This window comes from Enhygromyxa salina, assembly GCF_000737335.2.
Taxonomy (GTDB): domain Bacteria; phylum Myxococcota_A; class Polyangia; order Nannocystales; family Nannocystaceae; genus Plesiocystis; species Plesiocystis salina_C.
Genome location: NZ_JMCC02000078.1, coordinates 16035 through 37037, shown reverse-complemented (window position 1 = coordinate 37037; position 21003 = coordinate 16035). Strand labels below are relative to the sequence as shown.

General features: G+C 67.1%; 15 protein-coding genes. 8 read left to right on the top strand and 7 right to left on the bottom strand.

From position 1 onward, the window contains the following. Nucleotides 1-88: 88 nt before the first annotated feature. Both DB30_RS27220 and DB30_RS27215 read left to right on the top strand, forming a co-directional pair. Nucleotides 89-967, top strand: a complete 879-nt coding sequence (locus DB30_RS27220; protein ID WP_146660831.1) for a TonB C-terminal domain-containing protein — start codon at nucleotides 89-91, stop codon at nucleotides 965-967. Between the two features lie 189 nt (nucleotides 968-1156). Beyond that, complete coding sequence (locus DB30_RS27215) at nucleotides 1157-2440, top strand: DPP IV N-terminal domain-containing protein (RefSeq protein ID WP_052554223.1); 1284 nt, start codon at nucleotides 1157-1159, stop codon at nucleotides 2438-2440. A 463-nt stretch (nucleotides 2441-2903) separates the two neighbouring features. Here DB30_RS27215 and DB30_RS27210 read toward each other — a convergent pair whose 3' ends face one another. Then, nucleotides 2904-4124 (bottom strand): penicillin-insensitive murein endopeptidase, encoded by a 1221-nt coding sequence (locus DB30_RS27210; RefSeq protein WP_052554221.1) that lies wholly within the window; start codon nucleotides 4122-4124, stop codon nucleotides 2904-2906. A 47-nt stretch (nucleotides 4125-4171) separates the two neighbouring features. On the opposite strand from DB30_RS27210, the gene DB30_RS27205 reads away from it, so the two are divergent. Continuing rightward, nucleotides 4172-5431: an aspartate kinase gene (locus DB30_RS27205; RefSeq protein WP_240480340.1), complete on the top strand. Its 1260-nt coding sequence runs from the start codon at nucleotides 4172-4174 to the stop codon at nucleotides 5429-5431. 426 nt (nucleotides 5432-5857) lie between these two features. Then, a complete protein-coding gene (locus tag DB30_RS41700) occupies nucleotides 5858-6361 on the top strand; it encodes a hypothetical protein (protein ID WP_205633076.1) in 504 nt (167 codons plus the stop codon). 91 nt (nucleotides 6362-6452) lie between these two features. Here DB30_RS41700 and DB30_RS27195 read toward each other — a convergent pair whose 3' ends face one another. After that, a complete protein-coding gene (locus DB30_RS27195) occupies nucleotides 6453-7316 on the bottom strand; it encodes an esterase/lipase family protein (RefSeq protein WP_052554216.1) in 864 nt (287 codons plus the stop codon). Between the two features lie 277 nt (nucleotides 7317-7593). Between DB30_RS27195 and hemE the strand changes: the two genes are divergently transcribed. Then, nucleotides 7594-8637 (top strand): uroporphyrinogen decarboxylase, encoded by a 1044-nt coding sequence (gene hemE, locus DB30_RS27190; RefSeq protein ID WP_052554215.1) that lies wholly within the window; start codon nucleotides 7594-7596, stop codon nucleotides 8635-8637. Between the two features lie 77 nt (nucleotides 8638-8714). Next, complete coding sequence (locus tag DB30_RS27185) at nucleotides 8715-9218, top strand: peroxiredoxin family protein (RefSeq protein WP_165703973.1); 504 nt, start codon at nucleotides 8715-8717, stop codon at nucleotides 9216-9218. Here DB30_RS27185 and DB30_RS27180 read toward each other — a convergent pair. Beyond that, entirely contained in the window at nucleotides 9208-9969 is a 762-nt protein-coding gene (locus DB30_RS27180; RefSeq protein ID WP_165703972.1) for a class I SAM-dependent methyltransferase, read from the bottom strand. The genes DB30_RS27185 and DB30_RS27180 overlap by 11 nt on opposite strands. 123 nt (nucleotides 9970-10092) lie before the next feature. Here DB30_RS27180 and DB30_RS27175 point away from each other — a divergent pair, with 123 nt between their 5' ends. Then, entirely contained in the window at nucleotides 10093-10938 is an 846-nt protein-coding gene (locus tag DB30_RS27175; RefSeq protein WP_146660822.1) for a transglycosylase SLT domain-containing protein, read from the top strand. Nucleotides 10939-10944: 6 nt separating this feature from the next. Here the strand turns inward: DB30_RS27175 and DB30_RS27170 are convergent, their stop codons facing one another. Next, entirely contained in the window at nucleotides 10945-13653 is a 2709-nt protein-coding gene (locus tag DB30_RS27170) for a TonB-dependent receptor domain-containing protein (protein WP_165703971.1), read from the bottom strand. A 257-nt stretch (nucleotides 13654-13910) separates the two neighbouring features. On the opposite strand from DB30_RS27170, the gene DB30_RS27165 reads away from it, so the two are divergent. Next, nucleotides 13911-15851, top strand: a complete 1941-nt coding sequence (locus DB30_RS27165) for a cation:proton antiporter domain-containing protein (RefSeq protein ID WP_052554207.1) — start codon at nucleotides 13911-13913, stop codon at nucleotides 15849-15851. Here DB30_RS27165 and DB30_RS27160 read toward each other — a convergent pair. The 3 genes from DB30_RS27160 to DB30_RS27150 form a co-directional block, all read right to left on the bottom strand. Next, the gene (locus DB30_RS27160; protein WP_146660820.1) at nucleotides 15848-17707 is read right to left on the bottom strand and encodes a hybrid sensor histidine kinase/response regulator; all 1860 of its coding nucleotides are present in this window, start codon (nucleotides 17705-17707) and stop codon (nucleotides 15848-15850) included. The two genes, DB30_RS27165 and DB30_RS27160, sit on opposite strands and share 4 nt — an antisense overlap. 119 nt (nucleotides 17708-17826) lie before the next feature. Further along, a complete protein-coding gene (locus DB30_RS27155) occupies nucleotides 17827-18435 on the bottom strand; it encodes an MEDS domain-containing protein (protein ID WP_052554204.1) in 609 nt (202 codons plus the stop codon). Nucleotides 18436-18710: 275 nt separating this feature from the next. Next, nucleotides 18711-20939, bottom strand: a complete 2229-nt coding sequence (locus tag DB30_RS27150; RefSeq protein WP_146660818.1) for a nitric-oxide reductase large subunit — start codon at nucleotides 20937-20939, stop codon at nucleotides 18711-18713. Nucleotides 20940-21003 lie beyond the last annotated feature (64 nt).

The window sequence follows — 21003 nt, the reverse complement described above, 5'->3', positions numbered from 1 at the left end:
TTGGGGTTGTCGACCGGCTGGCGTTGGTCTCGCACGGCCGCTGCACCCGTGGCATGGTTGTTGCGCTACGTCCGGCCGCGAGGAACCGATGAACCACCAACAGCACCCCCAAGGCCAACCCCGCGCGCAGAGCCCGGTCGCGCCGGTCCGCACGCCCCCGGCAGTGCTCGCGCCGCTCTACTCGATGTTCCGTGAGCTGCGGGCTCTGTTCGCGGTCCCGCTCGCGCTGATCGGGGCGTTCTTGGGCACGATCGTGTTGAGCGGCTCGCTGGTGTTCATGATGTGGTGGCTCGAGAACAGCGCCGAAGCTTCGGTCGCCGAAGAAGAAGAATTCCTGATGGACTTCGAGCCGGGCGCGCTGACCAAGCTGGGCGTCGAGCCCACCGAGATCCCCGAGAAGGCGATCAACGAAGAGACCCGCACCCCCGAGGACGTCCAAAAAGAGGCGGTCACAGAGGAAGAGGTGCCGCCGCCCGAGGAAAAAGAGAAGAAGCCGGTCGAAGAGAAGCCCAAGGACGACAAGCCGGTCAACGACAACAAGGACGCCAAGATCTCGGACAAGAATCGCAAGGACAACAACCCTTACGACAAAGACTTGCCGAACAACCTCGATCCCACTGGCGATCCCTTTGGCGACCCCAACGGCTGGGCCGATCTCAAGAAAGACGGCGACCCGTGGGCGACCTCGGTCATGTCCGCGCTCAACAACATGAAGGTCCCGGCGTGGGCCGCCAAGCTGCCCGCGGGCGCGCCCTACCGGTTCAGGCTCAAGGTCTGCAAGAACGGCACCGTCGAGAAGGTCTACGACAAGGGCAGCTCCGGCAACAAAGACCTCGACGGCGCGGTCCGGGGTGAGATCGAGCGCCTCAAGTTCGCGCCGCCGCCCGCCCACGTCGCCAAGCAGATGAAGGCCAGCTGCGTCGTGCTCAACTACAACTTCGCGTGGAGCCAGGGCAAAGTTAAGTGAGTTCAACCGGCGCGCGCTCGTGAGCTACCCACCACCCGGCGTCGGTGGTCTGGCTCCGGAGCCACGTTCTGGCCGGCCACACATGCCCTCGCGCGCAGATCGCCCCCGTTCGAGCGCCGAACGACCCACGCCTTTGATTGTGCGGGCTCGACGGGTATGCTCCCCCCCGACGCCCGAGGTGTCCCAATCATGAAGCGCACGCTGTTCGGAACCTCCATCCTCGCCTCCTTGCTGGCTCTCGGTAGCCTGTGGGCGGGCACGCCCCCGGCCGAAGCCAACGCGGCTCCGCCAACCCTGCCCATGCAGCCGTTCCAGGACGCGAGCGTCCAAGGTCAGTCGCGTCTGCTCGGTGTGGCGATCCCTGCTGACGGAAAGCTCGGAGACCTGCTTCGCAAGAACGCGCAGATCTCTGCTGGTTTTCAGATCATCCCGCGGGCCAGCTTGCCCGCCGCCCTGATCAAAGCCGCGAGCTTCGACAAGAAGGCATGGGGCGCGGTCGGCAACGTCGACGTCGTGATCCTGACCTCGGAGGCCGGCTCGCAGATCCGCATGGCGATGTACGAGCTCAGCAAGGGCGACAAGCCCGTGCTGAGCCGTGGCTACCCCGCAGGGGATCCGCTCACGGCCGCCAACAAGTTCATGAACGACGTGATCGAGTACTACACGAAGGAGCCCGGCGTGTTCGGCTCCCGGATCGCGTTCGTCCGCACGCGTCGTGACCCGGTCACCAGCAAGAACGTCTACACCGTCCAGATGAACGGTGAGGCGACCTCCGCGGTGACCAGCAACCGCTCGCTCAACATCCTCCCGAACATGGGCCCCGGCGGCGAGGTCGTGTTCACCAGCTACGCCAAGCGCAACCCGGATCTGTGGATCAGCAGCGGTGGCGGCCCCACCCGCGTGTCCAAGTTCCCGGGCCTCAACCTGGGCGGCGCGGTCAGCCCCGACGGCGGCACGATCGCCCTGGCGCTGTCCAAAGACGGCAACGCGGAGCTCTACACGATCGACCGCAGCGGCAACATCAAGAGCCGCCTGACCAAGAACCCCGCGATCGACGGCTCGCCGTCGTGGAGCGGTGGCGGTCAGATCGCGTTCGTCAGCGATCGCGCTGGCGGCCCGCAGGTCTACCGCATGAGCGCCTCCGGTGGCGGCGAGAGCCGCGTGACCAAGGCCGGCAACTACAACCAGTCCCCGGATTGGAGCCAAGGCGCGAACCGTGGCGAGTGGATCGTCTACAGCGGCCGCGACGCGTCCAACCGCTACGACATCTTCAAGATCGACGTGAAGTCCGGCAGCGTCGTCCGCATGACGCAGAGCCCCGGCCGCAACCTCGATCCCACGTTCAGCCCCGACGGCCGCTGGGTCGCCTACACCCAGGGCGGCAGCATCTACGTGGCCAACGAAGACGGCAACAACAACGTCGAGATCGCCAAGGGCGCCAGCACCCCCGACTGGGGCCCCAAGGCGAACTGATCTAGCCCGATCCAGACTGATCCAGACTGGGTCAGAATCCTTCGCACCGCGGGTAACCTCGCGGTGCGAAGTCGTTTCTGGGGGCCAGCTACAGTCGGCGAAGTCCCCGTAGACATCACCCGAGCCCCTTCTAGTCGGCGAAGCCCCGTAGACATCCGCCGAAGCCACCCGAGCCCCCTTCTAGAGCGCCGATCAGTTTGGAGTCGCGTCGTCAGGTGCGTCTGGGGCCGTTCCTGACTAGGAGCGAGGCCGAAGCTGTATCCGGCATACTGCGAGCGCCGAGTCGACAACGGCAGGAGCGGCCCCAGATGTGCCTGGCGTCGTGAATTCAAACTGGTCGGCGCTCTAGGGGGCCACACATGCGGATGCGAACAGCCAGCCCCGAGGAGCGAAGCGACCAGACGCGTCAGCGGCTGCAGTCGGCGAAGTCTAAGGTCTATGTGGGGGTCATGAGGAGCTGGGGTCATAACGAGCCACATTCGGGCTCGGCGGGCCCGCAGCTAAATCGGACGTGGATGTGGCCCTCGTGACCGGGTGAGTGGCGGATCAAACCCAGGCTCGCGCCCGACCCACGGGGGAACTGCAGCATCGCGTCGAGTTGTTGCTCGCTCGCGCCTGTCGCCTTGGCTGCCTTGTACAGCCGCCGCTGGCTGTCGTAGTCCAAGAAGATGACCTGCACGCTCTTGGTCTGGGCGAACGCGTGGACGAGCTCCCAGGTCACGCTCCACGCGACCCGGCGCGGCGTTGGGTTTAGCGCCTGGGGGACCTCGGCGCGCAGCGGCAGGCGAATGTCCAGGTCGCGCCCGGTCTGATGCGAGAGGTGGCTGCCGATCTCTCCGCCCCGCTGCCGGCTCATGGTCCCCACGCTCAACGGATGCGGATGCGCCGTGCTGGCGACGAAGCGATCGAGGGCCGCGACGGTCTGGCGCACCGCAAAGGTCGTCCCGTAGGCCGACTTGGGGAACCGCAGCTCGTAGCCCTCACCCGGTGGGATCTGCACACCCGCGATCAGGCTGCCGGCTTGCGGGGTGCCAACGCCGTGCGCACCCGGGCGGACCTGCGCGGCCCGATCATTGGCCGGCTTGTCGTGCACGATCGCGTTGAACACGACTGGATCCACCCAGATCTTCACGTGCTCGTCGGGGTCGAGCTCGCGGCCGAGCTCGCTGACGTTCCACGCGCGGAGGTTGCGATAGTCGACCCCGTAGCGCCGCGCGATCGAACCCCACGTGTCGCCCGGCGCGACCGCATGATCGAGCGCTTGGCGAGGCGGTGGCGCCCGCCGGGCACGGATCCGCAGCGGCTGCGGTCGCCACGGGTGCGGCTGCTCCTCCGCTGTCATGTTGTTCCACTCGCGGATGCTCTGGGCCTGTACGCCGTAGCGCAGCGCCAGCTGTTCGATGGTCTCGCGCGCAACGGTTGGGTGTTGGATCCAGCGCGGCAGCTGCCCAGACGTGGGCGCGGGCATGCGCCAGCTTGGGGCGAAGCTGGTGACGTCGTCGCTCGCGGAATCGACCGGGACCTGAGCGATCGCGGGCGCAGCCTGCTCGAGTTTTTCAGGGGTGGGCGCGTCCTCGATCTCGTACGCCAACCGGGTCGGGTCGGGTTCGTTCGGCGTGGCAGCGATGGCCTCGCATGCCACCAACGCCGCGCTCAAACCCAGCAACTCGACCCGCAGACCCACGCCTCTCATGGTAACCCCAGGCCCGCGCCTCGTGCTATGACGGCGCCGTGATCGAGCCACCGCGACCGGTTGTGATGAAGTTTGGCGGCAGCAGCGTCGCGGACTTCGATCGCATGCGGCGTGTCGCGCAGATCATCGCAGCCACAGCCAGCGAGCGGCCAACGGTGGTGGTCGTGTCGGCAATGGGCAAGACGACGGATCGGCTCGTCACCGACGCGCGGGCGCTGTGTGAGCCCCCGGCACCGCGTGAGCTCGACATGTTGCTGACCACGGGCGAGCGCACCAGCATGGCGCTGTTGGCTCTGGCGTTGCACGGCTTGGGGCACACCGCGATCAGCCTGACGGGCTCGCAGTGCGGCGTGATCACGGATCACCAGCACGGTCGCGCGCGCATCATCGAGGTCCGACCGTTTCGGATCCTCGACGAGCTCGCGGCGGGTCACGTGGTCGTGGTGGGTGGCTTTCAAGGCGTCTCGTACAAGCGCGAAGTGACGACGCTCGGTCGCGGCGGTTCAGACACCAGCGCGGTCGCGCTCGCGGCTGCGCTTGGGGCTGACTGCGAGATCTACAGCGACGTCGACGGGGTGTACGACGGTGATCCGCGCCATGTCGACGCCGCGGCGCGGCTCGAGGAGCTTGGCTATGAGCAGATGCAAGCGTTGTCGCGGGCGGGGGCCAAGGTCCTGCACGCGCGCGCGGTCGAGCTCGCGGCCGAACGCGGGATCGCGATCTATGCACGCGCGAGCTTTCCCGAGCCCGGTAAGTCCGGGCAGACCGTGATTCGCAACAATCCGGCTGCGCCCACGGGTGTGCGCGCGGTGACCTGCGAGCGGCAGGTGATCGAGCTGCGCCTGCGCCTGCGCCTGAACCCGGGCGCGCCCGCATCGAAGCTCGTGACGGCGCTCGGGCGAGGGCTCGGCGGGCTCGGCCTCGCGTACCTCCAGATCGACGAGCGCGGCGTCTCGGGCCTGCTGTTCGCCAGCCAGCGCGACGACGTCGAGACGCTCGAGTCGCAGGTCGGACGAATCGTCGATCAGCTAGAGCAGCCCACCGCCAGCGCGGGTCTAGAGCTCATCGAGTATCGTGGTGATCTCGCGGCGTTGACCCTGGTTGGCGCGGGCCTCGAGGAGCGACACGACGCGATCACCCAAGCGCTAGGTGTGCTCGAGGCGGCCAACATCGCGCTTCGTGGGATCCGCACAGATGGTCAGTCGGTCGCGCTGTTGATTGATCGTGCTCACGCCACGCTAGCGACGCAGCAAGTGCACCACGCGATGCTTCGCTCGAACTCGTGCCGCACACCCTGAGTTCGCTCCGGGTTAGGTGCGGAGCTGAGGCCCAAGGGCGAGGAGCGGCGACGACGCTGTACCGGGCGTACTGCTAGGAGCTGCGACACTGCCATTGGGCCTTAGTGCCGTGCATAACCCGGAGCGAACTTAGGGTGTGCGGCACTAGCTCTACGCGCAGAGGCTACGACATTTGTGTCGCAGTGGTGAGCGAGCAGACGCCATGTCGTCAACTCACTGGCCCGAGATCCTTGGGGATTTGGTGCTTGGCACCCTGACTGCTATGTGTGTCGACCGACGCGGAACAGGCTCCGCGCTGCATTCCCCGAGGTCACCATGCGAACTGTTCGAGCGCTGGTGTCCCATGAATCGACCGACTGCATGAGCGTCGGTCGTGAGCCCCCCAGGCCACCTCGTGGCCACTGACGAACAACTACTGGAGACGACATGCTCAAGAACATTTCCTTCCTTGCAATGGCCGGCGCGATGGCGTTCGCCGCTTCCTCGACCGGCTGCATCTTGGTGTCCGATGACACCGGCACCACCACCCTCACCAACGGCGATGGCGATGGCGACGGCGACGGCGACGGCACCGGCACCACCACCGGCGACGGCGACGGCGACGGCGACACCACCGGCGATGGCGATGGCGACGACACCACCGGCGACGGCGACGGCGATCCCGGCACCGGTGACGGCGACGGCGACGGCGACGGCGACGCCCCCTCCTGCGGCTGGCTCGAAGCCGAGATGTACTACGGCTGTGGCGGCGTCGGGGAAGACCCCGGCGGCGCGCCGATGGGCTGCCCCGACGGCTTGGTCGCCGGCGAAGACTGCGAGTCGGTCGAGCCTGCCCTCGACGACCTCGGCTGTTGCGATGCGAACGGCAACAACTGGTACTGCGGCGACGACGGCATGACCGTTGCGATCGTCGAAGAAGTCTGCGGCTGATCCGCTGACTGAACGGTAAATAGCAAGAGCGCGGGCCCCTGGGTCCGCGCTCTTGCTTGTTAACCCCGACTGGTTCCAGCCGGTGTCTGGCCTATTCGGCCGCGTCGTGGTCGAACACGCCGTTGGCGACCAGGCGCAATTCAGCCGCGGCTGGCTCGAACATGTACTCGACCCCCGCCAGTTCATGGTCGGTGTTCGCCACTTGTTCGGGTGCGGCGGCGTTCGGCTCTGCGGCGTCGAGGAAGTCCCGACACGCCACGTAGAAGTGCTCGGCGACGACCAGCGACGAGTGGCCACCCGCGAGCATGATGTAGTCGCGCGGAGCCACACCTTCGATCGGGCCAGGCGGTGGGCACAGGGCGTCGGAGGCGGCGTGGATCTGTCGCATGCGCACGGTCGCCGGGGCGGGCGCGGCGAGCAGATCCTCCAAGAACGGCGAGCCTGGCAGGACCTGCCAGACCGAAGGGCTGAACGCCCCGACCGTGGCGACGCCGGCGAGCCCGGCCCAGGTCCCGCGCAGCGGCGAGCCCATCATCACCAGGTTGCGGACGTAGCGGTGACCCTGCAGAAACTTGATCGAGTGCAGGCTGATCAACCCGCCCATGCTGTAGCCGACGAGATCGACACGATCGACCTCGAGCTCCTCGCAGATCGTTCGCAGGTGGGTGGTCAGGTTCTCCGCCGAGCGGCGGATCGATGCCAGGTTGAAGGTCCCGTAGGCGTAGCTGAACACGACCCGGCCGTCGGCTTGAAACCGACGCGTCAGCGGGAGCATGGTGCCGCGGGTGCCCATGAAACCGTGCACCAGCACGACTGGGGGCAGCTCTGGCCGCGTCCACGACATGTCCGTGCTGACTTTGTTGCCACGAACGAGGTGGCGGCCGTACTCGAAGTCATCGGTGACGATGCTGACCGCGCGACGAACACGGTTCTTGAGGCGTTTCCCGACACTCATCCGTGACTGAAGTGTAGCCCACCCAAACCGGGCGATTGCTAGTTTTTGGCGATCCCCACCGACCAATATGGTTGGGTGCGAGCGCGTGCACGGCCTACCATGGCCAGATTGGGCGCCTGCGGCGGTCCGATGTGCGTCCAAGTATGTCTATTTCGAATGCGGCGAGCACGTGTTTCGGGGGAGTTCGCGCCGTTGTGCAAAGCGCGCATTGTGATCAGCAGACCGCCCCCACTGGCGACGCAAACACCAGCTCGCCCATATATAGTCGCGGCGCGCAATGCCCCTTCGCAACACCAGCTTCCTCGACGCCTGCCGCGGCCAGCGACCCGCGCAGACCCCCGTCTGGCTCATGCGCCAAGCGGGGCGCTACCTGCCAGAGTACCGCGCGATCCGAAAAAAGGTCTCGTTCCTCGAGCTGTGCCGCACGCCCGAGCTCGCGGCAGAGGTCACGGTCCAGCCGATCGATCGCTTGGGTGTCGACGCGGCGATCCTGTTCAGTGACATCCTCGTCGTGTTCGACGCGATGGGTGTCGCGGTCGAATTCAACCCGGGCCCGCAGCTGCCCAAGCCCGTGCGCACGACCGCCGACATCGCGGCGCTGCGCTGGGGGGATCCAGTCGAAGAGGTTGGCTACGTGATGGACGCGGTGCGGGCGTGCAAGCGCGCGCTCGCTGACAGGGTCCCGCTCATCGGGTTCTGCGGGGCCCCGTTCACGACCGTCAGCTACCTGATCGAAGGTGGCGGTAGCCGGGACTTCCTCGAGGTCAAGCAGCTGATGTTCTGTGAGCCCGCCGCGTTTGGCCGGCTGATGGCCAACACCACCCAGCTGCTCGCGCGCTACCTGATCGGGCAGATCGACGCTGGCGTCGACGCGGTGCAGATCTTCGACAGCTGGGCCGGCGCCCTTGGCCCGCGCGACTACCAGACCCACGTGCTGCCGCACACGATCGCGCTGGTCGAAGCGGTTCGCGCTCACACACCCGCGGGGCGCGAGCGGGTCCCCGTGATCTTGTTCGCGCGTGGCAACGCCAACACCCTCGCGCTCACGGCCACCGCACCCGCAGACGTGATCGGCATCGACTGGAGCATCGAGCTCGACGACGCGATCGAGGTGGTCGGTCGTGATCGCGTGGTCCAGGGCAACCTCGATCCCGGCGTGTTGCTGGGGCCGCCCGCGCTGATCCGCGAGCGGGTTCGGGCCACGCTCGAAGCCGGGGCGCAGGCCAAGGCCCACGTGTTCAACCTGGGTCACGGGATCTCGCGCTTCACCAATCCCGATCACGCCAAGCTCATGGTCGACGCGGTTCACGAGGGGCTGTGATGCGCGCGCGTGCTCGTGTTTGTTCAATGGTCGCGCTGAGCTTGGGGGCCACGGGCTGCCCAGCCAAGCCGACCACAGTGCCCGAGCCGAGCCCCGTCGAGGAGGTGGGCTCGGCTGCGCCGATCATGCCCGCAGAGCCGGCGAATCGGGTCGCAGGTGACGAGCTCGAGGCGACGATCCCGGTGATCGGCGGGCAGTCAATCGAGCTGTCTAGCCTTCGCGGTCAACCGGTGCTGCTCGAGATCTCGGCAAGCTGGGAGCCTGGCTTTGTCGAGGCCCACAATCTCTACACCGAGCTGATCGGCGAACACAGCGAGCTGGAGGTGATCGTGATCGTCGCGGATCCTGCAGATGCTGGGCTCGACGGACTCTCGCCTGCGTTCACGCTGGCGTGGGATCCCGCGGGAGCGCTGGCGGCCAAGTTCTCCGTCGCGACATTTCCGACCATGTTCGTGCTCGACCGCAGCGGTCGAATCACACGGGTGGTCAACGGCTGGGATGACGCCGTTCGGGCCGAGCTCACGGACGCAGTCGCCGGGGCGGTCGCCGGGCCAGTCGCTGGGGCGGTCGCTAGTCCGTGACCACGAACTCGAGCAGGTACTGATACTCGAGCAGCTCGAGATCTTTGCGGGCGAGTCGAAACCCGGCCGCCTGCATGTGCTCGGTGATCTGCTCGGGGCTCATGCGCATGGACTGCGGGGGACCGGGCGCGTGCTCGGGTGCGTCCTTGCGAAAGTCCACGATGACCACGCGCGCGCCGGGCCGCAGCTGGGTCGCCACGGACTGAAAGTAGGCCTGCGGCTCGGCGAGGTGATGGAACACGTTGCACATGAACGCGACGTCGACGGCCTCGGGCAGCTTGGGATCGTTGGCTTCGCCGAGCACCCCCTCGAGGTTGGCGTGGCCTTCGTCGGCGGCGCGCTGCGACAGCCACTCGACCATCTTGGGTTCGATGTCGACGGCAAACACCCGACCTTGGGGCGCCGCCGCAGCGAAGCGAACCGAGAAGTAGCCAGTCCCCGCCCCGAGGTCGGCGATCTTGGCGTCGCGCGCGAGGGCGAGGCCCGCGACCACTTCATCGGGTCGCTGCCAGGCTGCGCGCTCGGGTGACTCGAAGCGCTCGATCCACGCGCGTGGATCGTCGAAGGTGTGACCCTTGTAGCCGTGCTCGTTGAGCTCGTCGTTGTGACCGTGGCCGTGGTGACCATGATCATGTTGACCATGTTGACCATGTTGATCATGTTGATCGTGATTGGCGTGGGCGTCGCTTGGGGACACGTCGGTCCCCTTCTCACCCTTCGTACAGCCAGAGCCCAAAACCAATGTGGCCATGACCACATGAATAACCGACCATCGCGGAGCGCGTCGCATCTCGTTGCGAAGAGTAGTGCAATTGAGGTCCCGCAGGACACGGGCTTGGCCGAAGCGGCTGGCTTGGTTGACATGTGCAGGCGTGTGAACGAACGATCGACCTTCGTGGTGATGCGGCGTGACTACGGCGGCACATGGTGTCCGCCGCCCCGACGTTGGTGGATGGGGCTGGGGGCGCTGGCGATGGCGATGGCGTGCGTGGCCGGCTCGCGCACGGGTGAGCTCACGAACCCGCCCGGGGCTGCCGCGCAGGCCGGTGGTGACGCGGCGCAGGTGCTGGACGCGGCGCCCGAGCGCGAGGACGCGGCGCCTGCGGTGTCCCCCCTGATCGAGCCCAGCGCCGAGCTGCTGGCCGCGAGCGACAAGCCCAAGCCCAAGGTCACCCTGCCCTTCGACAACGAGCAGCTCGAGCGCATCTACGCGGTTCAAGACATCGTCGCGGCGGCGTCGGCTGCCCACGGCGTCGAACCGGCGCTGATCAACGCGCTGATCTGGGTCGAGAGCAAATTCGATCGACGCGCGCGCGGACCCGCGGGCGCGCAGGGGCTGATGCAGCTGATGCCCAAGACCGCCGGGGCGATGGCCAAGCGGCTCGGTCGCAAGCGCGACTCCTACGACCCCGACTTCAACATTCACGCGGGCACCTTGTTGCTCTCGCGCTTGCTCGATCGCTTCGAGGGCGACGTGACCTTGGCGCTCGCCGGCTACAACCGCGGCGGCGGGACGGTCTCGAAGTGGGTCGCGGCTGGCGAGCCGCTGCCCGCGGGCGCGCAGGGGTTTGCGGATCGCGTGTTCGAGGCCCGTGCGTGGTTCGAGCGGCTGCCCAGTCGACCCAAGCGGCGCCCCGCATCCACGCCCAAGCCGGCCGCCAAGCCCACCCCCAGCACCGGGCCAATCAGCCGCGTCAACCCAACCAGCGCGGCTCTTTGAGCCCGCTCACCACTCGAACTTCAGCCCGACCGAGGGCAGGATCGGCAGCCCGGCGATGCTTCGCTTTTGTGTGAAGTCGTAGGCGTAGATGATCCCCTCGACGTTGCGCCGGTTGTAGCTGTTTTGCACGTCGACGTACGCGGTCAGCCCGACGTAGCGCCAGCTCCACTTCTTGTCGACCCGCAGATCCAGCTGATGAAACGCCGGGTGCCGGGCGGCGTTGCGCGGCCCGAGGATCGGGAAGTGTCCGCCATCCGAAGCGTCGACGACGCTGTTGTAGACCGGCGTGTACGGGTTGCCGCTGACCAGTCGGTAGCGGCCACCCACGCTCCACCCGCGCGGGAGCTTGTAGACGGCGAGCAGCGTGAGGATGTGGGGCTGATCAAAGTCGAAGCGGGCCAGCCCCTCGCCGTCGTTGAGATCGTAGAAGGCCCGGCTGAAGGTGTAGCTGACCCAGCCAAACAGCTTCTTGGTCAGATCCTTGCGGATCAGCAGCTCGAGCCCGCCGACGTGGCCGAAGCCTTCGTTGTCGAATCGTTCGGGCACGATCGCGGCGCCGCTGCCAGTGTTGAGCAGCAGCGCCGAGGTTGGGACCGCGATCGAGTACACGTACTTGTAGAACAGCGTGGCCTCGACGAGCAGGCCGTAGTCATCGAACACGTGCGCGACGCCGAAGCTGTTGTGGACCGATTTTTCGAGCGCGATGTTGGGGTTACCCCAGACGCTGTTGAGCTCGAAGATGTCGGGGAACTGCGAGTACAGGCCGACGCCGCCCTTGAGCGTGGTGTCGTCGCCGACCTGCCAGGCGAAGCGCACCCGCGGATCCAAGCCGGCGCGCTCGAGCACGATGCCGTTGTAGGTGAAGCGCAGGCCCGGGTAGATCGTGAACCGGTCGGTCGCCGCGATCGTGCCGGTTGCGTACAGGGCCAGGCTTGCGAACGGCCCGCCTAGATCTGCGGCGTTGAACAGCCCCGTGTCGCCAGCGCCGACGGCTGGGAACCCGGGGGCGCGGGCCTCGAGGTTGTAGGAGCCCGCGACGACCTCGGTCCCGAGCCGCAGCGCCGCGCGCTTGCTGATCCGATAGCCCAGCTCGCCGCGAAAGCTCAGCTGATCCCGGACCACCTGAAACGAGACGGTGTCGCCGCCGTTGCCGGTGAACAGATCGTGGCGATACGAGGGGGTCAGCAGCACGCTCCACGGCCCGTGTTCGGCCTCCCACACCAAGTCGGCCCGGTGAAAGGCGATCTGCGTGTCGAAGCCGTCGTTGTCGTCGGGCTCGGTGTCGTTGATGTCGGGGTTGACGACCGCGAGCTGATCGTCGGAGCCAAACACCCGCACGCTCAGGTTGCCATCGCCGAGCGGGTAGTCAAACAGGCCCTGGTAGTCCCAGTAGCGGGGTGCGACGTTGAAGTCGATGCCGGAGCCGGGGGGGATCGCCGCGAGCAAGATCGCGTCGACGTAGCTGCGCCGGGCCGAGACCGCGAAGCTGCCCTTGCCGATCGGGCCTTCCACGAGCGCGCCCGCGTCGAACAGATCCGCGTCGATGTAGCCGTGGTGGCCGTCGCGTCGGCCGCGACGCGGCTGCACGTTGATGATGCCGCCGATCGCGTTGCCAAACCGGCTGTCGAAGTTGCCGGGGATGAAGTCGATCTGCGCGAGGATGTCGGAGTTGAACACCGACGTGATCGCGCCAAAGTGAAACAGCTGCGGGATCTCGTGGTAGCCCAGGTAGGTCTTGGTGTCGCTCGGCGCCGAGCCACGCACGACTAGCAGGCCCGCGCCAAACGGCGGCCGCGCGACGCCGGGGAAATTTTGAATGCTCTTGAGCGCGTCGCCCTGGGTGCCGGGGAGCGCGTTGATCTCGTCGGGGGTGATCGTGCGGCGCGTGACCTCGGGCAGCTCACGCTCGGTGGTGACCACCGTGCGGTAGGGGTTGGTCTCGAGCCGGTGTTGGAAGTACTCGAGCTCGAGGATCGAGTCGGGCGCGAGCGCTTCGATGAAGTCGAGCCGCTCGTACCCAAGCGAGAGCACGACCAAGCGGACATCCCCGGCGGGCACGCCTCGCAGCTCGAAGTAGCCCTCTGCGTCGGTGTCCGCTTCGATCTGCCACGCCGGCTCCTCGGGCTGCTCGTAGCGGCGGCCCTTGACCTGACCTTGCGGCCACCCTGGCGGGGCGGGGACCGCCAGCACCGACGCGCCGTCGACCGGCGTGCGCTGGCCAGCCTCGCGGATCCGCCCGCGGATCGTCACTGGCGGCGGGACGGCCTGGTCGCTGGCCGGATCGCCGGGTTGGTCGCCAACCTGGTCGCCAGCTCCGTCGCCAGCCCCCTCATCGACCGGGATCGGCGTTGGCGGCCCCAGCTCCAGCGCCAGCGAGAGCACGACCTCGACCGCCTCCCCTTCGTAGCTGGCCGGGACGAACTCCAGCCGCGCGACCGCGTCGAGGGCGATCTGGTCGAGGACCGGATCAACCGACTCGAGCAGCTCGATCTCCTTGGTGCGGCCGTCGACCCCGACCACGTACTGGACCACGATCGTGCCCGCGGGCGGGCGCTCACGCTCGAGCAGCTCGGCCGGATAGCTGACGCTGATCGTCGACTTGGGCTTGGGGGGGATCAGCTCGCTCGCCGGGCTGGCAGCCGGCGGTGGGGCGGCCAGGAGCACGCTCGGCCCCGACCACAGGACGATCCCCGTGGCGAATGCCAGGACCCTCACGCCGACGCGTCGCCTTGGGCCGCGCAGTCCGAGCACGGGCCGCAGCATCGCCGTTCGTGGCCGGGTTGTCACCCTTTGCCTCGCGCGGATCGCCCGTAGAGCTTCGCCGCAGCCGCGCGAGCCCGCTTGTAGGGGCCACACATGCGGACGCGAGCAAGCGGCCCGAGGAGCGAAGCGAGCGGACCCGTCAGTGGCTGTAGTCGGCGAAGTCCAAGGTCGCTGTGGGGGTCGAGGATAACTTGTTAGTGTCGCCGAAGATGGATAGCCGGCTCGACGGTCGCCTCGTTCGACGCTTCATTCCCGTGCTGTTGGTCGCGCTCTCGCTTGGCTGCGAGGTCGATCCGACCGGGCGCTACCTGGTGTTGATCGCGGCGTTGTTTCTGCTCAGCGCGGTCGGCGAGGTGATCTTCGCCCGGACCCAGATCCCCGACGTGGTCTGGCTGATCTTCGCGGGTATCGGGCTCAACGTCACTGGGCTGATCGACCCGGCCAACTTGGATCCGATCCTGCCGTTGTTCTCGGCGCTGACGTTGATCATCGTGTTGTTCGATGGCGGGCGGCAGATCGTGATCAACGATCTGATCAAAGCCGCGCCGAAGGCCTCGGCGATGGCGCTGCTCAGCTTCGTGCTGGCGGTGTTCGGGGTCGCGATGATCTTGCAGCTCGCGGCGCTGACTGGGCTGTTGCCCGCCTCGTGGACGTTCTTACACAGCCTCATGGTCGGGGCGATGCTCGGTGGTTCGAGCTCGCTGATCATCATGCCTTCGATGAACTTGGCCAAGGTCGAGGGCAAGGTCTCGAACCTGGTCGGCCTCGAGTCGGCGCTGACCGACGCGCTGTGTGTGGTCGTGGCCGTGGTCTTGATGAACATCATCAACTCCGGCGAGACCAACGGCGGCGAGGCGGCGCTGGTGCTCGGCAAGAACTTTGGGTTCGCGCTGGTGATCGGGCTGATCGCGGGCTGGGTGTGGATGCCGGTGCTGCGCACGCTGTCGGGCAACCCCTACGCGTACCCGATCACGCTCGCGGCCCTGATGATCCTCTACGTGTTCGTGGACAACACCGGCGGCAACCCGGCGATGGCGGTGCTGACCTTCTCGGTGATCGTGGGCAACGCCGAGGCCCTGATGAAGATGATGAAGTTCTCGCTTGGCGACAAGCCGCTCGAGCTCGACGACACCGTTGTCACGGTCCACTCGCAGGCCGCGTTCATCATCAAGTCGTTCTTCTTCACCTATATCGGGCTGATGCTCTCGCGGCCGGTGTCGCTGCTGCTGCTGGGCATGGTGGTGGGGATCTCGCTGTTCGTGACGCGGATCCCGGCGGTGATGCTGGTCGCGCGCAAGGGCTTCACCGAGAGCCAGCGCAAGATGGTAGCGATCTCACTGCCGCGCGGGATGGCGGCTGGCGTGCTCGCGACGCTGCCGGCCTCGGAGAAGTACCAGATCGCCGGTACGGAGGATCTGCCGTCGATGGTGTTCGCCGCCGTCGTGACCAGCATTGCGATCTTCGCCTACGGGTTTCGCAAGGTCCGGTCCGAGGCCCCGGCCGAGGCGGCGCAAGCTGCCGCGGGTGTGGACGCGGGTGTGGACGCGGGTGTGGACGCGGGCGACGGAGAGCAGATCGCGGAGGGCGTCGTGCCTGACGAGCAGGCGCAACAACCCGCGCTGGCTTCAACGGGGATGCCCGACGGCGCGGTGGCCCCCAACACGCAGCTGCCCGCCGGGCCGACCGAAGCGCCCGCGCCCGCGCCCGCGCTGGCGGTCGAGCCGGGGCTGATGCTCGATGGCCGGCCAGCTGAGGTCGCAGCCCCAGCGCCGACGCCGAGCCCCGCACCCGCGAGCCGAAGCGGCACCGCCTACGGCATCGCGCCCGCGCCGATCGAGGGCAAGCCGGCGCTCGAAGCCAAGATGCCGACCGCGCCAGGGATCCCGCTGCAGACCATGTTGGGGCTGCCGGCCGCGCCGGGTGGTCCGCCGCCACCCGAGGCGCGGCCGCAGATCGGCAGCAACGTCTCGCCGCGAAGCGCAGACAAGCAGCCCGAGCCCCCGGTGGCCTCGCCGCCGCCGACCGAAGCTGGGCGTGCTTCCAGCGAGACCCCACGACCCGCGCCTCAGTGGCAGCCACCGCAGCTCGTCAACGCTCCTCAGCCTCCGACCGAGGCTGCCGCGGTCGACCCCGACGAGCAGAACGACTAGAGCCGCGTCGGCCCTGACTCGGCGAGGACCGCTCGGATCATCGTTGCCAGCCTGACCATGGGGATCGGCTTGAGGGCGTAGCCGCGGATCCCGAGCGCGAGGGCGCTGGGCTCGTCTAGACGGCCGTCGTAGCCGGTGCACAAGATGATCGGTAGGCCCGGGCGGATCTCGAGCAGCCGGCTGGCGAGACGATCCCCGGTCATGCCGGGCATCGTCATGTCCGTGATCACCAGATCAAAGGCCTCTGGATCGAGCTGAAAGATCTCCAGCGCCTGGAGGCTGCTAGTCGTGATCCGCACCCGATAGCCGAGTCGCCCCAGGGTCTCTTCGGCCAGCGCGACTTGATAGTCCTCGTCGTCGACGAACAGGATCCGCTCGGTGCCGAGCGGGATCTCGCCCTGGATCTGCTCGGCACGAGCCGCCGCCTGGCGCTGCGCCGGAAAGTAGACGTCGAAGGTCGTACCCACCCCAACCTCGCTATGGACCGTGAGCGCCCCGCCGCAGCTGCGCACGATTCCATGCACGACCGAGAGTCCCATCCCGGTCCCCGCGTCCCCCTCGCGGGTGGTGAAGAAGGGCTCGAGGATGCGCTCGAGCAGGTGTGACGGGATCCCGCAGCCGGTGTCGGACACGGACAGCCGGACGTGCGGACCGATGGCGAGCTCTGGATGCTCGATCACCAACTCCGGGCCGACGTCGACGTCGTCGAGCTCGATCCCGAGCACGCCGCCGCTGTGTTCCATCGCCAGGCCAGCGTTGGTGCACAGGTTCATCAGCACCTGATGGATCTCGGTCGGGTCGGAGAGCACCGCCGACGTCGCGCGCAGCGTCGGCGTGATCGTGACGGTAGCGGGCAGTGAGGACCGCAGCATCCCCAGGGTCTCCCGGACGAGCTCACTGATCAGCACCGGCTGGACCTCGCGCTTGCTGCGGCGGCTGAAGGTCAGGATCTGCTTGACCAGACCCTTGGCCCGGTTGGCCGCCAGGAGGACCTCCTGGAGATAGGTTTGCAGCTCCTGGGTCTGGCCGAAGTCCATCAGCGACAGCTCGGTGTAGCCAAGCACCGCGGACAGCAAGTTGTTGAAGTCGTGGGCGATCCCTCCCGCCAGCGTGCCCATGGCCTCCATCTTCTGGGATTGGACCCGACGCTCCTCAAAGAGCCGCCGCTCCGTGAGGTCCCTGCCGGAGCTCAAGGTCCCGATCGGGACGCCGTTGTCGTCGTGGCGCGTGGCGTTGTGCCATGTGACATACCGACGCTCGCCGCGGTGATTGACGATCTCGTTCTCGTAGTACTCCGCCTGCGTGGTGGTCCCCGCGATCATCTCGTGGAACACCTGCCGCACCGGATCGCGGGCCTCCGGCGGGAGCGCGATGGAGAACCAGTCGGCGCCGACGAGCTCCTGTTCGGTGCGCCCTAGCAGCGTGCACCCCTGCTTGTTGATCAGCGCAATGCGGCCCTGGACGTCGAGCTCGACGACGATCGCCTCCGCCATCTCCAAGTACCGTTCGGCGCGAGCCTTCTCCCACAGCGCTTGGGTCTCCGCCGCGTGGCGGTCGCGGACCTCGTCGCGCAGCTGCCGAGTGCGCTCCTCCACTCGCGCCTCGAGCTCGCGCTGGTGTGAGGCGTTCAGCTCGCGTTGGCGCCGCTCCTCCAGGATGACCCCCAGCATCGCGGCCAAGTTCTCGATGTACGGGACGTAGGGCAGGAACGGCGTGGGGTCCTCGCAGTGGACCCGCAGCCCGCCGTGGTCGTGGCCGCCGCTGCGCAGCGCGAACGCTCGCGTGAAGGCGTCGTCTCGTTCCCACGGGCCACTCCCGATCCGAAACTCGACACGATCCACCCCGGGGACAGACACGAGCCCGTGGCAGACAAACTGCAGAATCGAGCGAGTGTTCGGGAGGAGGGCCACCGTGCCCTGGATCAAGAGCAGCTCACCCAGTGTCTTCGCTTGCAGCGGCGGGTCGGCGTCTCTTGTCACGCCAGAAATACCTCGGGGGGGATGAAGAACGGGTTGTGGACCACGGAGCCGCGCACGAGCATCATCGGGTGGACCCGCAGGACGTCGAGGATCGTGGCGCCGTCGAACGAGCGCGCGTCGTACTGACAGACCGCCGTCAGCGGAAGGCGCTGCAGCAGCAAGCTGATGCGGGCTTCGTACTCGAACAGCCGCGAGCCGCCAGGAAGCTCGTGAACCTCCGGGATCATCTCGCCAAGGATCCGTGAGCCCACGTAGCCCTGGGCCACCCCTTCGTCGTAGAAGCACGCGAGCCGCTCGAGCATACGCTCGGGATCGAATTGCCCACCCTCGAAGTAGACCTTGCTGGTGGGCGCCAGGGAGAACGCCTCGCTCGCCGTGAGCTGCGCGTAGGACAGATCATGGGCGGTAAACACGGTCTCGAGCTCGGCCGCGTTGGCCCGCTCGGAGAAGCAAGTGACGCGTTCACTAGCGCGTAGTCCGCTGAGGATGAACCTGACGAGCACGTCGTTTCGCTCGTCGTCGTCGTTGAAGATCTGACAGATGTGAGTCCCCGCTGGGACGGTCCCCTCCGTGAAGCCGAGGGAGACGTTGCGTCGGTGGTTCATAGTTCGTGCCTCGTTGCCTCGAGCCTAGGAGTTGTTGTTGTGGAGTGCGCGCAGGGTAGCAGCACAGACCTGTGCATCCACAGCGCGGAGTGAGCCGTACTTGCCTCGCTCGCCCGACTGAGATGGCACTCGCTGCATATCCGGCCGCATCCGCGAGGGCGGACGAAATTAATGCGCGGCTTTGCGGCCAGCGTCACCGCGCAAGTCGTTGCGGATGCCATCGACCCGGGCGATCCCGCGGGTCCGGGCGTCGTCGAACTGCATCTCGACCGTCTTCAACGCTTCGAAGGCTGCTTCAGGAGCGTCGCCATGAAGTACACGAACGCCAGCGCGCCCGCGCCAAACAGCGTGTCGCCGATCATCCTGAGCCAGCGCAGCGTCGCCATGGTTGGCGTCTGCATGAACTCGGCGCTGCGGGCATACCAATAGCCAACCTCGACGGACGCCTGGGTCTGCAGCAGCCCGACGGGGAGCAGGCTCAACACGATCATGGCGAGCAGCCCGATGTTGAGCAGCCAGAACGAGATCGCCAGCGGTCGTTCATGCCACTCGCGCTCGGCGTCGGCCGCTCGCGCGCAGAACAAGGTCAGCGCGAGGCCCAGCATTCCGTACACACCAAACAGCGCGGCGTGGCCGTGCACGGGCGTGGTGTTGAGGCCCTGCATGAAATACAGGGCGACGGGTGGGTTGATCATGAACCCAAACAGGCCGGCCCCGATCGCGTTCCAGAACGCGACCGCGATGAAGAAGTAGATCGGGTAGCGGTACTTTTTCACCCAGCTCTGCTCACGGGACAGTCGCAGCCGATCCCAGGCCTCGTGTCCGATCAGCACCAGAGGCACGACCTCGAGCGCGCTGAACACCGAGCCCCACGCGGCGACCATTGATGGCGTGCCGCTGTAGTACAGATGGTGGAGCGTGCCGATGATGCCCCCTGCCAAGAAAATCACGGCCGCAGCGACCACGGCCCGCTCCGTCGACTTGGGCTCGAGCAGGCCAAGCCGCGCGAACAAGAACGCGAACACCACGGTCGCGAAGACCTCGAAGAAGCCCTCGACCCACAGATGCACGACCCACCAGCGCCAATACTCGGCGATCGAGAGGTGGGTCTGCTGGCCATAGCCAAGCGCCGCTCCGTAGAATCCAGCGATCGCAAACGCCGACATCACGAACAGCACCAGCAGGCCGCGGCTGTCGTCGTCCTTGCGCGCGAGCGCTGGCTTGACCGCCCGCAGCACCAGCGCGACCCACAAGAACAGGCCGATCAACAGCCCAATTTGGAACGCGCGCGCGAGATCGATGTACTCGTAGCCGCTGTGCCCAAAGTAGAAGCGCAGCGTGTCATTCGAGAACTGGTGCATGACCGAGAGCCACTGACCCGCCATCGAACCCACGACCACGAACACCAGCGCGCCGAGCAGCACGATCACGCCAGCGCGTTGGTAGGGCGGGTCGCCATCGCCGATGCTTGGCGCGATGAACAGACCTGCGGCGAGCCACGCGGTCGCGATCCAGAAGATGCCCAATTGCGTGTGCCAGGTCCGCGTGATCACGTACGGCAGCCAGCGCGACAGCGGCACCCCGTAGAAGCCGTCTCCTTCGACCCCAAAGTGCGCCGTGATCACGCCCATCACGATCTGGACCAGAAACAGGGCGGAGACAACGGCGAAGTAGACCAGCGTCACGCGCTGGGAGGGCGTGAGCGCGACGCCGAGCAGCGGGTCCGTGGGCGGAGGTTCGCGGACCGTGGACGCTGACGAGTCGGACAGTCGCCACCAGACCAGCGCGGTGATGCCCGCGAGCAGCACGATGATGCTGACGCCCGTCCACAGCAGCGCGTCACCGGTCACGCGGTTCTCGACCAGCGGCTCGTGCGGCCAATTGTTGGTGTACGAGACGCCAGGTGTCGCGGGACGATCCGTGCTGGCCGCCCACGCGGTCCAGAAGAAGAAGCTGGTCAGCTTGTGGAGCTTGTCCGGGTCGGCCTGGGCACCGCTGGGGATCGCGTAGTCGGATCGCCCATGGGTGAACAGCTCGGCGTAGTAGCGCTGGAGCTCGTGAAAGGCGGCGGCTCGCGCTGCCGTGACGGTCAGCTCACCCGATTCGGCGTTGACCTGGTTCGACCGACTGCTCGCTTGAAGTCGCGCACGGACGGACGCCTGCAGCTCGACGGGGGCGTCTGCGTAGTTGCTCGCGCCCTCCGCTTGGGCGAGCTGATCGAGTATCAGCACCGATTCGCGGTGGAGGTAGTCGGCGGTCCAGTCTGGCGCGACGTAGCTGCCGTGACCCCAGATCGAGCCGACCTCCATCCCACCCATGGCCTGCCACACGCTCTGCCCCGCCAGGATCTCGCCTTCGTCAACGAGGAGCTCGCCCCCAGGGCCGAGCACGCGGGTTGGGATTGGAGGTGCGTCGACCGAGATCCTGTGCCCTGCATACAGGAGGACACCGAACGAGCAGACAAACACCACGAGCAGGGCGAGCCACGGAGACTTCGAGCGCACGGCGCCGGTTGTGGGTCGGAATGTTTCACGGGACAAGCCGCTGGCGAGCGCAGATTTGGCGCCG

Bases quoted from the DNA above. Each gene is read 5' to 3' on its own strand.
- DB30_RS27220 (WP_146660831.1), top strand. From the start codon at position 89: ATGAACCACCAACAGCACCCCCAAGGCCAACCCCGCGCGCAGAGCCCG.
- DB30_RS27215 (WP_052554223.1), top strand. From the start codon at position 1,157: ATGAAGCGCACGCTGTTCGGAACCTCCATCCTCGCCTCCTTGCTGGCT.
- DB30_RS41700 (WP_205633076.1), top strand. From the start codon at position 5,858: ATGCTCAAGAACATTTCCTTCCTTGCAATGGCCGGCGCGATGGCGTTC.
- DB30_RS27195 (WP_052554216.1), bottom strand. From the start codon at position 7,316: ATGAGTGTCGGGAAACGCCTCAAGAACCGTGTTCGTCGCGCGGTCAGC.
- hemE (WP_052554215.1), top strand. From the start codon at position 7,594: ATGCCCCTTCGCAACACCAGCTTCCTCGACGCCTGCCGCGGCCAGCGA.
- DB30_RS27180 (WP_165703972.1), bottom strand. From the start codon at position 9,969: ATGGCCACATTGGTTTTGGGCTCTGGCTGTACGAAGGGTGAGAAGGGG.
- DB30_RS27165 (WP_052554207.1), top strand. From the start codon at position 13,911: ATGGATAGCCGGCTCGACGGTCGCCTCGTTCGACGCTTCATTCCCGTG.
- DB30_RS27155 (WP_052554204.1), bottom strand. From the start codon at position 18,435: ATGAACCACCGACGCAACGTCTCCCTCGGCTTCACGGAGGGGACCGTC.